The organism is Streptomyces sp. NPDC042346, assembly GCF_055581845.1.
This window is the reverse complement of sequence record NZ_JBVJEH010000004.1, coordinates 285,571-300,359: the sequence shown is the minus strand read 5'-3', so window position 1 is coordinate 300,359 and position 14,789 is coordinate 285,571. Positions and strand designations below refer to the sequence as shown.

Below are 14,789 nucleotides of genomic sequence, written 5' to 3'. Positions count from 1 at the left end.
GCCCGTTCGGGGGTAGCGTCCGGTCATGGACGCCATCGACGCTGTTGACGCTGTGTACGACCCCTGGTCCCCCGAGTTCGTCGCCGATCCGTACCCCGCCTACGCCCGGCTGCGCGCCGCCGGCCGCGCGCACTGGCACGGGCCCACCCGGCAGTGGCTGATCCCGCACTACGAGGACGTGTCGGCGCTCCTCCGGGACCGGCGGCTGGGCCGGACGTACACGCACCGGTTCACGCACGAGGAGTTCGGGCAGGAGGCGCCGCCCGCCGCGTACGAGCCGTTCCACACGCTCAACGACCACGGGCTGCTCGATCTGGAGGCGGCCGACCACTCCCGGATCCGGCGGCTCGTGTCGAAGGCGTTCACGCCGAGGACGGTGGAGAACCTGGCGCCGACGGTACGGCGGCTGGCCGCCGGGCTCGTCGGGGACCTGGTCGCGCGGGGCGGCGGCGATCTGCTCGCCTCGGTCGCCGAGCCCCTCCCCGTCGCGGTGATCGCCGAGATGCTGGGCATCCCGGCGGAAGACGAGGAGCGGGGGCGGCTGCGGCCCTGGTCGGCGGCGATCTGCGGGATGTTCGAGCTGAACCCCTCGGAGGACACGGCCCGGCGGGCGGTGACGGCCTCGATCGAGTTCTCGGACTATCTGCGGGAGCTGATCGCGCGGCGCCGGAAGAGCCCGGGGGACGACCTGATCTCGGGGCTCATCGGGGTGGAGGAGCTGACGGAGCAGGAGATGATCTCCACCTGTGTGCTGCTCCTGAACGCGGGCCACGAGGCCACCGTGAACACCACGGTCAACGGCTGGTGGACCCTCCTGAAGCAGGACGTCCGGCCGGATCCCGAAAAGTTGTCCACAGCTGTGGAAGAACTTCTGCGGTACGACACCCCGCTCCAGATGTTCGAGCGCTGGGTCCTCGACGACATCGAGATCGGCGGCCAGGTCATCCCGCGCGGCTCCGAGGTCGCGCTCCTCTTCGGCTCCGCCAACCGCGACCCGGCCCGCTTCGGCCCCACGGCCGACGAGCTCGACCTCACCCGCGCCGACAACCCCCACATCACCTTCGGCGCGGGCATCCACTACTGCCTCGGCGCCCCGCTCGCCCGCCTCGAACTGGACGCGGTCTTCGGCGAGCTGCTCCGCCAGGCGCCGGACCTGCGGCTCGCGGCGGAGCCCGTACGGACGCCGGGGTACGTGATCCGGGGCGTCGAGGCGCTGCTCGTGGAGGTGTGAGCCGACGGCTGACGGCCGACTGTCGGCCGCCGACGGCCGACCGCCGCCCGGCAGTCGTCAGCTCTTCGTCAGCTCGTCGTCAGGTCACGGCGGCGCAGCCCCGCGAGGCCCGCCGTGACCAGGGCCGCCGCCAGGGCCGTCAGGGCCAGGACCGGGGCCCAGGCCAGGTCCTGGCCGGGGAGCTTCGGCAGGTGGCCGAAGGGGGAGAGGTCCAGGGCCGCCTGCGGCAGGTCGAGCGCCGGGCCGATCCAGCCGAGCGCCAGACAGATCCCGGCCGCGCCCCACGCGGCGGTCGCGGCCTTCGGGGCTGCGCCCCAGAGGAGGACCGCGAGCCCCGCGAGGGTCCACACCGCCGGGAGCTGTCCGAGCGCGGCGCCCAGGACCGGGCCGAGGTCGTGCCCGTACGAGAGGGCGAGGCCGAGTCCGGCGAGGGCCAGGATCAGGGCGGAGCCGCCGAAGGCGATCACCAGGTGGCCGGCGGCCCAGCGGATCCGGCCCAGCGCGTTCGCGAGGAGCGGTTCGGCCCGGCCGGAGGTCTCCTCGCCGTGCGCCCGCAGCACCGAACCGACCGCGAACAGCGCCGCGACCATCCCGAAGAGGGAGACCATGGTGGCGAGGAAGGCGTTCGTGAGCCCGCTCTGCCCGCCCATCCGCTCGAAGATCTGCCGGGCCTGTTCGTTGTCGCCGACGATCTCGGCCGTGCCCTCGACCATCCCGCCGAAGACGAGCCCGCCGAAGAGGAAGCCGAGCGACCAGCCGAGGAGCGAGCCGCGCTGGAGACGCCAGGCGAGCGCCCCCGCCGAGGCGAGCTTGCCCTCCGCCGGGCCCGGCCGGGTCGCGAGGAAGCTCGCGCCGACGTCCCGGCGGCCGGTCAGCGCGTACGCCACCGCCGTCTGCGCCAGGACGGCCGCGACGATCAGGAGCAGCACCCACCAGCGCTCGCCGGCGAAGGCGCGGACGTTCTCGGCCCAGCCGAAGGGGGAGAGCCAGGTCAGGACCGAGCCCCCGGAGGCCGTACCGGCGTCGCCGGCCGCCCGCAGGACGAAGGCGAGGCCGAGGACGGCCGCCGCCAGGCCCCTCGCGAGGCGGGCGCTCTCCGTGAGCTGCGCGGTGACGGCGGCCAGGGTCGCGAAGACCATGCCGGTGCCGCCGACGGCGAGGCCGAGGGCGAGCGCCCCGGCCGCGCCCTGTCCGGCGAGGCCCGCCGTGACGATGAGGGCGACGGCGGTGTTGAGGACGAGCGCGGCGAGGAGGGCGGCGGTGAGCGGGGCCCGGCGGCCGACCGCTCCGGCGGAGAGCATCTCCTGACGGCCCGTCTCCTCCTCGTCGCGGGTGTGCCGGATGACGACCATCAGGCTGGCGACGGCGGCGAGGACGGCGGCGAACATGCCGAAGCGCCAGGCGACGAGCCCGCCGATGGAGTCACTGAAGACCGGCCCGTAGAAGGAGCGCATCGAGCTGTTGGCGGTCATGGCGGCGGCGGCCTCGGCGCGCTCGGCGGCCGTGCCGTACAGCCCCTCCAGGGAGCCGGCGCCGCTGGCGACCAGGCCGCCGGTGACGAGGGCCCAGAGCGGGATCATGACCCGGTCCCGGCGCAGGGCGAGCCGGGCGAGGGTCCCGGTACCGGCGAGGGCGACGCTCGTGCTCATGACGCGACCGCCTCGGCTGCCTCGGCTGTCTCGGCCGTCTCGTCGGTGTAATGGCGGAGGAAGAGCTCCTCCAGGGTGGGCGGGGTGCTCGTCAGGCTCCGGACGCCCGACCCGGTCAGGGACCGCAGGACGGCGTCGAGCTTGTCGGTGTCGACCTGGAGCCTGACCCGGTGTCCCGTCACGGCGAGGTCGTGGACGCCGGGGAGGCCGGCGAGCCCGTTGGGCGGCGAGGCCAGCTCGGCGGTGACGCTCGTACGGGTCAGGTGGCGCAGCTCCGTGAGCGAACCGGACTCGACGGTCCGCCCCTTGCGGACGATGCTGACCCGGTCGCAGAGGGTCTCGACCTCGCTGAGGATGTGCGAGGACAGGAGCACCGTCCGGCCGCGCTCGCGCGCCTCGGTGACACAGGCCTGGAAGACCTCCTCCATCAGCGGGTCGAGGCCGCTGGTCGGCTCGTCGAGGACGAGCAGGTCGACGTCGGAGGCGAAGGCGGCGACGAGGGCGACCTTCTGGCGGTTGCCCTTCGAGTAGGTACGGCCCTTCTTGGTGGGGTCGAGCTCGAAGCGCTCGATCAGCTCGGCGCGCCGGGCCCTGTCGAGGCCGCCGCCGCGCAGCCGGCCGAACAGGTCGATGACCTCGCCGCCGGAGAGGTTGCGCCAGAGCGTCACGTCGCCGGGGACGTACGCGATGCGGCGGTGCAGCTCGACGGCGTGCTGCCAGGGGTCTCTGCCCAGGACGCCGGCGGCGCCGGAGTCGGGGCGCAGCAGGCCCAGGAGGACCCGGATGGCGGTGGACTTCCCGGCGCCGTTGGGGCCGAGGAAGCCGTGGACCTCGCCGGTCTCGACGGTGAGGTCGAGGCCGTCCAGCGCGTGGGTGCGCCCGAAGGACTTGTGGAGTCCGGCGACGCTGATTGCCTTCGTCATGTTTCAGAACGTACGCTCATTTCACAAAGTTGTGAAGTTAAGGAAGCGTATAAAGTCGGGGTGGACGGGCGAGCGAGGGAGACGATGAGCGGCATGAGCACCCCCGAAGGGACCGAGGTCGACGACGCGGCGGCCTCCCGCTTCGTCGAGCGCCTCGCCGCCGAGATGACGGAAGCCGGCATGCAGCGCATGGCCGCCCGGGTCTTCGCGGCGCTCCTCGCCTCCGAGACGGCCTCCATGACCTCGGCCGAGCTCGCCGAGCAGCTCAAGATCAGCCCGGCGGCGGTCTCCGGCGCGATCCGCTACCTCAGCCAGGTCAGCATGATCAGCCGCGAGCGCGACCCGGGCACCCGGCGCGAGCGGTACGTCCTCCACAACGAGCTCTGGTACGAGACCTTCACCCGCCGCGACCAGGTTCTGACCCGCTGGGAGAAGGTCCTCCGCGACGGCGCGGAGACGCTGGGCCCGGACACGGCGGCGGGCCGGCGGACCGCCGAGACCGCCGACTTCTTCGCGTTCCTGCAGACGGAGATGCTGGGGATCATGGACCGCTGGCGGGTCCACAAGGAGGCTCAGGGAGCCGAGGCCCCCGCCTCCTGACCCTCCTCGGGCTGATCCTCCTCGGGCGGCGCCAGCCACTCCAGGCGCCCCTCGAAGTCCGAGCCGCTCGCCTCGGCGTACGGCTCCGTCGGCCACAGCGGTCGCCCCTCGATCCACGGGACGACGATCGGCAGGCCGTCGTCCGCCCGGTCGAGCCAGCCGCGCAGCTCCACGGAGCCGGTCGGCTCCGAGGGCAGCCCGACCGAGGGGCGGTTCGGCGTCCCGGGCGGGGCGAGCGCGATCAGCCCCTCGGGCCGGTCGTCCGGCCCGCCGTGCGCCGGGAAGACGACCAGGACGGGAACGCTGCCCCGGGGGTCGTGCAGCAGGGCGTACCGCCGCACGACGGGTACGGGGGCGGTCGCGGCCCGGGCGAGGAGCAGGGCCGCGGGGCGGCCGGTCGTCAGCAGCCGGAAGCCGGAGCGCAGGAGCGTGCCGGCCATCAGGACCGCCATGACGTACGCCGGGATCCCGACGTCGAGCCACACGCCCAGGCCGGCGCCCGCGCATCCGGTCGCCGCCATCAGCACCTCGTTCAGCCCGGAGCCCCGGCGCAGCCCCCGCACGCGCCACCAGGGCACCGCGCGGACGTCCGCCTCGGGGCGGTGGGTGCGGGTCTGCGGGATGGCCCGACGCCCGGCGTGGGCGGCGAGCCGGGCGTACGTCGCGGAGGGCTCGGTACGGGCCTTGTCGAGGCTCACGCGGGGAGCGCCCCCAGGGGCCGGATCCGTGTACGGGACGGGGGCGACGGCCCGCCGACGCCACAGGCTCACCCCGCCCCCCACGAGCCCCACGAGCAGCCCCGGCGCGCCGAGGACGAACAAGGCGTCGTTCACGTCGCCGGCGGGAGTGCCCTCCCAGTCCGCGTTGTACAGGTCGCCCTTCCAGGGGCCGTACGAGACGACGAAGCCGGTGTCCCAGCCTTCGAGGACCGGGTCCAGGTCGGGGGTGCACTGGTAGGGGCCGGTCCGCGCGGTCCCGTCGAAGGGGTCCTTCCAGCGGACGGTGCAGCTGTCGCCGTCCTGCCTGCTCAGCACGGTGAGGTCGACCTGGGGGTCGTTCTCCGATCGCTCGAAGCCGTAGATGCCGAGGCCCACGGTGACGGCGGCGGCGAGGACGACCCAGCGCCAGACGCCCCACCGGCGCCGACGGCGTTCCGCCACCGCCCCGGAGACGGGCGGTGCGGCCGCCTGCGGGCTCCTCGGCACCGGACGGCTCAGCAGGCCCTCCCGCTCCGCCCGCGCCACGATCCGGCGCCGCGCGGCCCGTCCCCGTACGGGCTTCGCCCAGATCAGCTCGCCGCCGCCGGGAGGCGCGATCACTCCGCCCAGGTTCGGGTCCCCGCACCACCACAGCACCCCGTCCGGTCCTGGCCGCACGAGCTCGTACCGCTGCCGTACCGCCATGACCTTCAGCGGCCACACCTCACCGCTGCCCGGGGCGGCCAGGACGACGGTCGCCCCGCTCCAGGCACGCGCCACGGGCACGGCGGCGTGCGCCGACCAGGTCCCGGCGCCGAGGGCGTGCTCCATCCGCTTCCCGACGGACCAGGCGCCGATGCCGAAGGACAGCGCCGCGACGGCGAGCCCCCCGAGCAGGCCGACCCCGTCGGACGCCCAGGCCCAGGGCAGCGTGCCGGCACCGACGGCCAGCACGACGGCGACCGCCGCGATGCCCATCAGCTCGACGGCCCTCCGCCGGTACCGGTCCAGTGCGTCGGCCGTCTCCCGGAGATCCAGCGCACGCGCCACCACAAGCCCCCCTCGTCCCACCAGTCACTCCCGCCCCACCGGCAGGCTAGAGCGCCATGGTGTCCCGGGGAAGCGTCAGCCCCCACGCTCCCGCCCGGGCCGTCCACGTCCGTCGCCGGACCGGCCCCGAGACGCGGCCGTCCGCGCGGTAGCGGAAGTCCGGGCCCGAGACCGTGAGCGTGCGGGCCCGTGCCCGGTGGTCCGGCGCGTGGTGGGCCGGGTGGACCGTGACCTCCGCCGTACCGGCGACCGAGCGGACCGAGAGGCCCTCCACCGGCGTGTCCACGTCGGCGAGGAGCACCCCGTCCGCCTCCACCCGCAGCCGGTGGGTGCGGACCGCGAGGGCCGTCGGGGCCGGCCGGACCAGCGTGCGCACCAGGGAGCGGCAGGTGCCCCAGACGGACGAGGTCGGCGCGGCCAGGACGGGCACGGCCGGGACGAGCAGGTCGCCGAGGACGACCCCGTCGCTGTCGTCGACCAGCAGGTCGAGGCGGCGCACCGCCCCGTCGAGGACCGCCCGCGCCGCCGCCGGGGTGGAGCGCGGCACGCCGAGCGCGTGCGCCAGTTCCAGGGCGCCCGGCGGGCCGATCGGGACGAGCGAGAGCGCCCCGTCGGCGAGCTCCCGGTCCCGGTGCAGCAACGTCACCGTACGGAGCAGAGCGCGGTCGTCGCCGAGCACCACGGGGTGCCGGGAGCCGCGCCGCGCCAGGGCCCGGGTGAATTCCTCCGGGCTGTCCGGCAGGCAGATCTTCGCTTCCGCGCCCGCCGACAGGACATCCTTCGCGATCCGCACGGACTCGCCGTCGCTTCGGCGGGCGACCGGGTCGACGATGACCAGCAGCTGGTCGTGATCCGACACCTCGGTCCTTCCTCGGGTAGCATCTTTGTGCAAGAGCCCCTTGCGCTATTGCGCCAGGGGCTTCGTCTATTCCGGGGCACACCGGTGAGGCGGCCTCGGCCCCTGACCTTGGACATGCCCCACCCGGAAGGGGTGTACGCCTGTGCCCGCACTTGTGCTGCTCGGTGCTCAGTGGGGTGACGAGGGCAAGGGAAAGGCCACCGATCTCCTCGGTGGATCCGTTGACTATGTAGTGCGTTACCAGGGCGGCAACAACGCCGGCCACACCGTCGTCGTCGGCGACCAGAAGTACGCGCTGCATCTTCTCCCTTCCGGAATCCTCTCGCCGGGGTGTACCCCGGTGATCGGAAACGGTGTCGTCGTCGACCCGGCGGTCCTGCTCTCCGAGCTGAGCGGACTGAACGAGCGCGGCGTGGACACGTCGAAGCTCCTGATCAGCGGTAACGCCCACCTGATCACCCCGTACAACGTCACGCTCGACAAGGTGACGGAACGGTTCCTCGGAAAGCGCAAGATCGGTACCACCGGTCGCGGCATCGGGCCGACCTACGCCGACAAGATCAACCGCGTCGGCATCCGGGTCCAGGACCTGTACGACGAGTCGATCCTCGTCCAGAAGGTCGAGGCGGCGCTGGAGGGCAAGAACCAGCTGCTCGCCAAGCTCTACAACCGCCGCGCGATCGACGCCGCGCAGATCGTCGAGGAGATGCTCCAGTACGCGGAGCAGATCAAGCCGTTCGTCGCGGACACCACGCTGATCCTGAACAAGGCGCTCGACGACGACAAGGTCGTGCTCTTCGAGGGCGGCCAGGGCACCCTGCTCGACGTCGACCACGGCACGTACCCCTTCGTCACCTCCTCGAACCCGACCGCGGGCGGCGCCTGCACCGGTGCCGGCGTGGGCCCGACGAAGATCAGCCGGGTCATCGGCATCCTCAAGGCGTACACGACCCGTGTCGGCGCCGGCCCGTTCCCGACGGAGCTCTTCGACGCGGACGGCGAGGCGCTGCGCCGCATCGGTGGCGAGCGCGGTGTCACCACCGGCCGTGACCGTCGCTGCGGCTGGTTCGACGCGGTCATCGCCCGCTACGCGACCCGCGTCAACGGCCTGACGGACTTCTTCCTCACCAAGCTCGACGTGCTGACGGGCTGGGAGCAGATCCCGGTCTGCGTCGCGTACGAGATCGACGGCAAGCGCGTCGAGGAGCTGCCCTACTCGCAGACCGACTTCCACCACGCGAAGCCGATCTACGAAATGCTGCCGGGCTGGTCCGAGGACATCACCAAGGCCAAGACCTTCGCCGACCTGCCGAAGAACGCGCAGGCGTACGTGAAGGCCCTGGAGGAGATGTCGGGCGCCCCGATCTCCGCGATCGGCGTCGGCCCCGGCCGCACCGAGACGATCGAGATCAACTCCTTCCTCTAAGAGGCAGGGCTGTACGAGAAGGGCCCGCACCCCGGCGAACCGGGGTGCGGGCCCTTCGTCGTGTCCGTCGGCCGTCAGCCGTCAGCCGTCAGCCGTCAGCCGTCAGCCGTCGAGCTTCGTGTCCCGGCCGACCTTCTCCCAGGCCGCGAGGTCGCCCCGCACCTGCTCCAGGTGGCCGAGGATCGTGTCGATGGAGTCGTCGCCCAGCGCGAGCCGCAGCGGGGTCTCGTCGGCGTCCAAGGCCTTGATGACCGCCGCCGCGGCCTTCGCCGGGTCGCCCGCCTGCGTGCCGCCGCCCGTCTCCACGAACGCCCGGGTCGCGCCCACCGTGTCGGCGTAGTCGGCGATGCCGTCGCCGCTGAGGCTGTGGTTGCCGAAGAGGCTCGTCCGGAAGGCGCCCGGCTCGACGATCAGGACGCGGATGCCGAGCGGGCCGACCTCGGCCGCGAGCGCCTCCGACATCCCCTCCAGGGCGAACTTCGTCGCGCTGTACGCGCCGAAGCCGGCCATCGACGCCTGCCCGCCGACGCTGCTGAGCTGCACGATCGCACCCGAACGGCGGGCCCGCATGTGCGGCAGGACGGCCCGGGTGAGGGCGGCCGGGCCGAAGACGTGCACGTCGAAGAGGGAGCGCAGTTCGGCGTCGGCGGTCTCCTCGACCGAACCGACGTGCGTACGGCCCGCGTTGTTGACGAGGACGTCGATGCGGCCGTGCCGCTCGGCGGCCTCCGCGACGACCCGGTCGACCGCCGCCGCGTCGGTGACGTCCAGGGCGACCGCGTCCACCTGGTCGGGGTGGGCCGCGACCAGGTCGTCCAGGGCCTCGGGGCGGCGGGCGGCGGCGACCACGACGTCCCCGGCGGCGATCGCGGCCTCGGCGAAGGCCCGCCCGAATCCGCTGTTGGCGCCCGTGATCAACCAGACCTTGCTCATGTCCGTACTCCCTCGCGGTGCGTCTCTCGGTGACACGACAAGACTGCGCCGCAAGCCCTTTGGCCGTCCAAGATCTGCCGTGATAACCCATGGGCATGACCGTCACCGATGTCCACGGCCGCGACCTGAGGTACTTCCTCGCGGTCGCCGAGGAGCTCCACTTCACCCGCGCCGCCGAGAAGCTGTACGTCTCCCAGCCCGCGCTCAGCAAGCAGATACGGGCCCTGGAACGGCAGCTCGGCGCCCCGCTCTTCGACCGCGACCGGCAGGGCGTCGCCCTCACCCCCGTCGGTACGGCCCTGCTGCCGCACGCCCGCGCCGCGCTCGCCGCCTGGGAGGAGGGCCGGGAGGCGGTGCGCCGGGCGCGGGAGGCCGCGGACGGCACCCTCGTCGTCGGCATGAGCACCAGCCCCGGGCGGGGCGGCCTGCTGCCCGCGATCCGCTCCCGCTTCACCGAGGCCCATCCCGAGGCCCGGCTGAAGCTGCGCCAGGTGGCCTGGGACGACCCGACGGCCGGCCTCGCCGACGGCGGCAGCGACGTCGCCTTCGTCTGGCTGCCGCTGGCCGGCGCGGACCGGTTCCGCTGGGTCGTCGTGGCCGCCGAACCTCGGCTCGTCGCGCTCTCCGCGACCCATCCGCTGGCTGCGCGCGAGAGCCTGGACTTCGCCGACCTCCTCGACGAGCCCTTCCTCGCCCTGCCGGACAGCGGACCCGAACTCCGCGACTTCTGGCTGGCATTGGACTGCCGGGGCGGGCGGCCGCCGGTGATCGGCGCCGAGATCGGCGGCGTGGACGAGACGTACGAGGCGCTCGTCGGCGGTCTCGGCATCTGCCTGGTCGCGACCGGGAACGCGCCGCTGCTCGACCGCGAAGGCGTCGCCATCCGCCCCGTCCGCGGCGTCACCCCCAGCCGCCTGGTCCTCGCCTGGCGCGCCGACGACACCCGCCCCCTCGTGCGCGGCTACGCCCGCGCGGCGGCCGAAGTCCGTCCACGTGAGGCCTGAACCCGCCTTGTGAAGTAGGGGTGTTGCGCGCTTAATGAGTGTCCGCTCGCGCGTGGTTCCGTCTCAGGGGGACGCATGGAAACGCCCGAACCTCCCGCCACACCTCCGCGGCCGTGGGGCAGCCCCGCCGCCACACCCGGCGCCATACCGGCCACCCCGTCCGCCCCGCCCGCCGCTCCGCACCTGCCGTCCCGGAGTCTCACCTCCGTCGACGTGAGCGTCAGCAAACGCCTGCTGTGGGTCGACGGCGCCTGCTATCCGCTGCGGAACCTCGCCCGCGTCCACACGTACATCGTCCGGCCCAACCGCAGGGCGGCGCTGATGAAGTTCCTGGCGTGGCTGGCCGTGTCCCTGCTGGTGCTGGGCGTGGCCAGTGGCCTCACCGACCCCGACCCCTACAGCGGCAACGACGGCCTGGACATGATCCGCTTCATCGTCCTCGCGCTGCTCGTCTACGCCCTCGTGGACATGCTGATCGTCGTGTGCGGGGCGTCGCACACGGTCCTGGCCATCGCGACCACGGGGAATCCGATCGCGCTGGTCACCAGCCGCGAGGAGGCGGTGCTCAGGGATCTCGTCCGCCGGATCTCGGACGCGATCGAGAACCCGGAGGCGGAGTTCCGGGTCCAGGTGGAGCGGCTGACGCTCAACATGCGGAACTACACGGGGGACACGGTCAACATGATCGGCGGCAACAACAACACGGGGGTGTCGCGGTGACGGCCGAGGGCAACCACTACGGCGACCGGGTCACCATGATCGGCGGCACCGGCAACAAGGGCATCGTCCACCACCACGCACCCCAGCAGCAGCCCACCCTGGAGGAGGCGCTGGTGGCCGTCGTCGCGCTCATGCGGCAGCTGCGCGCCGAGGTGGCGCCCGAGGACCGGACCGCCTTCGACGAGGCGCTGCCCGTCCTCGCCGCCGACACGGCCGACCCGGGCGTCGCGACGCCGGTACGCCGCCGGGCCCTGGTGACGGTCGCCGGCATCGCCGCGCTGCTCGGGGCGGTCGGCACGCCGCTCCTCGACTCGGCCCGGGCGGCGCTGGAACTACTCGGCGTAGGCGGCTAGCGGCTCTCCAAGGACCCTTCTCACTCAGCGTGTTCGGTGCCACGGCCCCGAGTTGCCAACTCGGGGCCACGGGAGAAGAGTGGGTCGTGTGATTCCTGTGCACCGTTGAGTCGTGGAACTCCGGTCACCTTGAGCCGCCTTCACCGGTCGGCCCCCAAGAAGGACCAGCACACAAATAGCACCTGGATTCACCATGACCAGATCCGCCCAGCGACGAGTCGTCCGGGCTGCGAGCGCGTCGATCCTGGCTGCCGGCCTGGCCCTGTCGGCAGGTATGCCCGCCATGGCGGCACCCGCCGCGGCCCCGGCACAGGCCCAGGCCGTGGCAACCGCCGTGAACGAGCCGGTACCGCCTCCCGGCGAGGGTGAGGGCGAGCAGCCGCCGCCTCCCGCCGAGGAGGTGCCGCCGCCTGCTGAGGAGGTGCCCCCGCCCGCCGAGGAGGTGCCGCCGCCTGCCGAGGAAGTTCCGCCTCCTGCCGAAGAGGTGCCGCCGCCTCCCGCCGAGGAAGTGCCGCCACCTCCGCCCGAAGGCGGGGAAGTACCTCCCGTCGAGAACGGCGTACCTCCGGAACAGACCCCCGACGAGATCAAGAAGCAGGTGGAGACCGGTATCGCGAACTCCAGCCTCTCGGCCGCGGAGAAGGCGAAGGTCCAGAAGTCGCTGGACAGCATCGTCACCGTCCTCAACGACCCGGACGCGTCGAAGGAGGAGAAGGAGAGCGCCAGATTCGCCGCGGCGGGGATAAAGGGAGCCCTGGAACTCAGCAAGGACCCGAAGCAGTCGACGGAGGCCAAGGCACGGTTCGCCAAGATGGCGGTCGGCCTCAGCGAAGCGCAGCAGCGGGCCACCGACCCGGAGCTTTCCGGCAACGAACAGGCCGCCTACCGCGAGATCATCACTGACCTGAACAGCCTTCTCGCGGGCCTCGCGGCCAAGAACGTGTCCGACGCGGACAGGGCGTTCTTCGCCGAGTTCGCGGACCTGATCGTCGGCGGCCTCCTGGCCGTCCAGCAGCCGGGCACCGCGCCGACGAACCCGGAGGACAAGAAGAAGGTCCAGGAGAACCTGAAGAAGAACGCCGCGGCGCTGAAGGTCTACCAGAACCCGAACTCGTCCCAGGAGGACAAGGACGCCGCCAAGGCGACGCTCGACGAGCAGGCCGGTGCGACGACGAGCGCCAAGTACCTGGAGCTCGTGGACGAGCTCAAGCGCCTGAAGGCACCGCAGGCCTGCCTCGACGTCGTGCAGAACCGCACGCAGCAGGCCGGATGGCCGGACGGATCCCTGTGGGCTCTGACCGACAAGTCCTGTGTAGCCACGGTGAAGGCGGGTGCCGCGGACACCAACAGCGACTGGAACGCACTCTTCTCCTGCGTCCTGACGCAGGCGTTCTCCACCTGCACGGCCCGCATCCCCGAGTAACCCCGCCCCGCTCCCTACAGTCGCAGGAACTCACCCGGCTCCGCGTCCACCATCGGGTAGACGAGGAGCCGGTCCTTGCCCTCCCACTTGTCCACGACCAGATAACTGGAGCCGTTCTCCGGGCACTCGGAGGCGTCGCTGTTCGCGTCCTCGACCTGCGGGCCGATGACGAGGAGGTCGCCGACGCCCGCGAGGACGGACGTGGAGCCGCAGCTGACGATGTCGGTGGTGATCTCGCCGGCGTCGTTCATGCGCGGGAAGACGTCGGTGATGCGGACGAGCTGCGTGCCGACCGGGCCCTGGCTGACCGTCACCTCCGTGGTGAAGCGGTCGTCCTTGTCGCCGTAGACCTCCGGCATGGGCTTGCTGCGCCAGCGGCCGAGGAAGCGGGCGGGGACGACGGTGGTGCCGGTCGGCGCCTTGCGGAAGGTGGCCTTCGCGGCGCCCGAGGTCCACTCCAGGACGTCGGGGGAGCGCAGGGTGAGGGTCTGGTGGGCGGCGGGCGTGCAGCGCTCCGCGGGCACGCTGTCCGTGACGTCGGACTCGCCGTAGACGACCTTGTCCTCGTCGGCCGAGACGAGCCGCGAGCGGCCCGTGCAGAGCCGGTTCTCGGAGACCTGGACGTAGACGGCGTTCTTGGCGCCGGCCGCGCCCTGGGAGATCTCGATCCGCGCGGTCTCCCGGGGATGGTCGGCCGTGCCCTGGATGACGCCTTCCCAGGCGCCGAGGAAGCCGGCCGGGACGATCCCGGCGGGCCGGGCCGAGACGCCGTCGGTCTGGCCCTTGCCCCGGTTCTTCTGCTCGTCGCCGCCGGTGTCCGGGTCGGGCCAGAAGGTGTACGTGACGGTGGCGGCGGCGGCCACGGCGAGGGCCGCGAGGCCGGCGATCACGGCCGTACGGCGCCGGGGGCGGGGTGTGGTGCGGGCGGTGGGCGGCAGGGGAGTGGCGGGCGTCGGGTCCCCGGCGGAGGCGACCGGTACGGATCTTCCGTCGTCCTGCCCCACCGGTCCCGTCCCGGCCTCCGCCTCCAGGAGACGGGCCGCGTGGCGGCCCAGCCGGGCGAGGACGTCCGCCGGGAGCCAGGGGTCGGCGACCGGCAGCGTCTCGACGATCTCGGCCGCCGAGGGCCGTCCCTCCGGGTCCTTGGCGAGGCAGGCCCGGATGAGCCCGGCGAGCTCGGGCGCGAGGTCCGTCAGGTCGGGCTCGTCGTGGGCGATGCGGAACATCGTGGCGTGGACCCCGCTGTCGGCCGTCCCGAAGGGGGAGCGGCCGGTCGCCGCGTACGCGAGGACGGAGCCGAGGCAGAAGACGTCCGACGCGGGCGTGACGCGGTCGCCGCGGACCTGCTCGGGCGACATGAAGCCGGGGGAGCCGACGACCGCGCCGGTGGTGGTCAGGCCGCCGCCGTCGGCGACCGTGTCGACGGCGCGGGCGATGCCGAAGTCGATGAGCCGGGGCCCGTCGACGGTCAGCAGGACGTTGGACGGCTTGAGGTCGCGGTGGACGAGCCCGGCGGCGTGGATGTGGACGAGGGCGCGGGCGAGCCCGGAGGCGAGCGCCCGTACGGTCGCGGGCGGCAGCGGCCCGAACTCGTCGCCGACCACGGTCCGCAGCGAAGGACCCGCCACGTACCCGATGGCCACCCACGGGGCCTCCGCGGAGGTGTCCGAGCCGAGCACGGGCGCCGTGCCGGACCCGCCGACCCGCTCAAGGGCGGCGACCTCCCGGGCGAACCGCCGCCGGAACTCCTCCTGGGCGGCCAGCTCGGCGTGCACCACCTTCACCGCGACCGTCCGGCCGCCGGCCGAGCGCGCGAGGAACACCCGGCCCATCCCCCCGACCCCGAGACGGCCGATCAGACGGAACGGACCGATGCCGACCGGGTCTTCCGCGTTCAATGGCTCCACGGCGACGAGCATG

Annotated in this window: 13 protein-coding genes; 7 read left to right on the top strand and 6 right to left on the bottom strand. The window is 73.1% G+C overall.

The genetic code is table 11. From position 1 onward, the window contains the following. Nucleotides 1–25: 25 nt before the first annotated feature. Nucleotides 26–1,231, top strand: a complete 1,206-nt coding sequence (locus tag ACZ6K0_RS19250) for a cytochrome P450 (protein ID WP_469231000.1) — start codon at nucleotides 26–28, stop codon at nucleotides 1,229–1,231. 68 nt (nucleotides 1,232–1,299) lie between these two features. Here ACZ6K0_RS19250 and ACZ6K0_RS19245 read toward each other — a convergent pair whose 3' ends face one another. Together ACZ6K0_RS19245 and ACZ6K0_RS19240 are read right to left on the bottom strand one after the other, a co-directional pair. Beyond that, on the bottom strand, nucleotides 1,300–2,880 hold the full coding sequence (locus tag ACZ6K0_RS19245) for an ABC transporter permease (protein ID WP_469230998.1): 1,581 nt from the start codon (nucleotides 2,878–2,880) through the stop codon (nucleotides 1,300–1,302). Then, nucleotides 2,877–3,803 (bottom strand): ABC transporter ATP-binding protein, encoded by a 927-nt coding sequence (locus ACZ6K0_RS19240; RefSeq protein WP_469230996.1) that lies wholly within the window; start codon nucleotides 3,801–3,803, stop codon nucleotides 2,877–2,879. Before ACZ6K0_RS19240 ends, ACZ6K0_RS19245 begins: the two co-directional genes overlap by 4 nt. Before the next feature lie 84 nt (nucleotides 3,804–3,887). Between ACZ6K0_RS19240 and ACZ6K0_RS19235 the strand changes: the two genes are divergently transcribed. Next, nucleotides 3,888–4,403 (top strand): GbsR/MarR family transcriptional regulator, encoded by a 516-nt coding sequence (locus ACZ6K0_RS19235; protein ID WP_469230994.1) that lies wholly within the window; start codon nucleotides 3,888–3,890, stop codon nucleotides 4,401–4,403. On the opposite strand, the gene ACZ6K0_RS19230 is transcribed toward ACZ6K0_RS19235, so the two are convergent. Next, a complete protein-coding gene (locus ACZ6K0_RS19230) occupies nucleotides 4,376–6,151 on the bottom strand; it encodes a hypothetical protein (protein WP_469230992.1) in 1,776 nt (591 codons plus the stop codon). The two genes, ACZ6K0_RS19235 and ACZ6K0_RS19230, sit on opposite strands and share 28 nt — an antisense overlap. A gap of 46 nt (nucleotides 6,152–6,197) precedes the next feature. Further along, nucleotides 6,198–7,010, bottom strand: coding sequence for a diacylglycerol kinase family protein (locus ACZ6K0_RS19225; RefSeq protein ID WP_376407137.1), 813 nt, complete (start codon nucleotides 7,008–7,010; stop codon nucleotides 6,198–6,200). Between the two features lie 142 nt (nucleotides 7,011–7,152). Here ACZ6K0_RS19225 and ACZ6K0_RS19220 point away from each other — a divergent pair, with 142 nt between their 5' ends. Further along, entirely contained in the window at nucleotides 7,153–8,436 is a 1,284-nt protein-coding gene (locus tag ACZ6K0_RS19220) for an adenylosuccinate synthase (protein ID WP_384137611.1), read from the top strand. 102 nt (nucleotides 8,437–8,538) lie between these two features. On the opposite strand, the gene ACZ6K0_RS19215 is transcribed toward ACZ6K0_RS19220, so the two are convergent. Then, entirely contained in the window at nucleotides 8,539–9,369 is an 831-nt protein-coding gene (locus ACZ6K0_RS19215; RefSeq protein ID WP_469230990.1) for an oxidoreductase, read from the bottom strand. A gap of 89 nt (nucleotides 9,370–9,458) precedes the next feature. Between ACZ6K0_RS19215 and ACZ6K0_RS19210 the strand changes: the two genes are divergently transcribed. From ACZ6K0_RS19210 to ACZ6K0_RS19195, 4 genes are all read left to right on the top strand, one after another. Continuing rightward, nucleotides 9,459–10,373, top strand: coding sequence for a LysR family transcriptional regulator (locus ACZ6K0_RS19210; RefSeq protein ID WP_376407131.1), 915 nt, complete (start codon nucleotides 9,459–9,461; stop codon nucleotides 10,371–10,373). A gap of 75 nt (nucleotides 10,374–10,448) precedes the next feature. Then, nucleotides 10,449–11,093: a DUF6232 family protein gene (locus tag ACZ6K0_RS19205; RefSeq protein WP_469230988.1), complete on the top strand. Its 645-nt coding sequence runs from the start codon at nucleotides 10,449–10,451 to the stop codon at nucleotides 11,091–11,093. Then, complete coding sequence (locus ACZ6K0_RS19200) at nucleotides 11,090–11,446, top strand: hypothetical protein (protein ID WP_469230986.1); 357 nt, start codon at nucleotides 11,090–11,092, stop codon at nucleotides 11,444–11,446. Before ACZ6K0_RS19205 ends, ACZ6K0_RS19200 begins: the two co-directional genes overlap by 4 nt. A 193-nt stretch (nucleotides 11,447–11,639) precedes the next feature. Next, entirely contained in the window at nucleotides 11,640–12,869 is a 1,230-nt protein-coding gene (locus tag ACZ6K0_RS19195) for a hypothetical protein (protein WP_376407125.1), read from the top strand. 14 nt (nucleotides 12,870–12,883) lie between these two features. Here the strand turns inward: ACZ6K0_RS19195 and ACZ6K0_RS19190 are convergent, their stop codons facing one another. Then, entirely contained in the window at nucleotides 12,884–14,776 is a 1,893-nt protein-coding gene (locus ACZ6K0_RS19190) for a serine/threonine-protein kinase (RefSeq protein WP_469230984.1), read from the bottom strand. Nucleotides 14,777–14,789: the final 13 nt, after the last annotated feature.

Coding starts and splice junctions, on each gene's coding strand:
- ACZ6K0_RS19250 (WP_469231000.1), top strand. CDS start 26: ATGGACGCCATCGACGCTGTTGACGCTGTGTACGACCCCTGGTCCCCC.
- ACZ6K0_RS19245 (WP_469230998.1), bottom strand. CDS start 2,880: ATGAGCACGAGCGTCGCCCTCGCCGGTACCGGGACCCTCGCCCGGCTC.
- ACZ6K0_RS19240 (WP_469230996.1), bottom strand. CDS start 3,803: ATGACGAAGGCAATCAGCGTCGCCGGACTCCACAAGTCCTTCGGGCGC.
- ACZ6K0_RS19235 (WP_469230994.1), top strand. CDS start 3,888: ATGAGCGGCATGAGCACCCCCGAAGGGACCGAGGTCGACGACGCGGCG.
- ACZ6K0_RS19215 (WP_469230990.1), bottom strand. CDS start 9,369: ATGAGCAAGGTCTGGTTGATCACGGGCGCCAACAGCGGATTCGGGCGG.
- ACZ6K0_RS19210 (WP_376407131.1), top strand. CDS start 9,459: ATGGGCATGACCGTCACCGATGTCCACGGCCGCGACCTGAGGTACTTC.
- ACZ6K0_RS19205 (WP_469230988.1), top strand. CDS start 10,449: ATGGAAACGCCCGAACCTCCCGCCACACCTCCGCGGCCGTGGGGCAGC.
- ACZ6K0_RS19195 (WP_376407125.1), top strand. CDS start 11,640: ATGACCAGATCCGCCCAGCGACGAGTCGTCCGGGCTGCGAGCGCGTCG.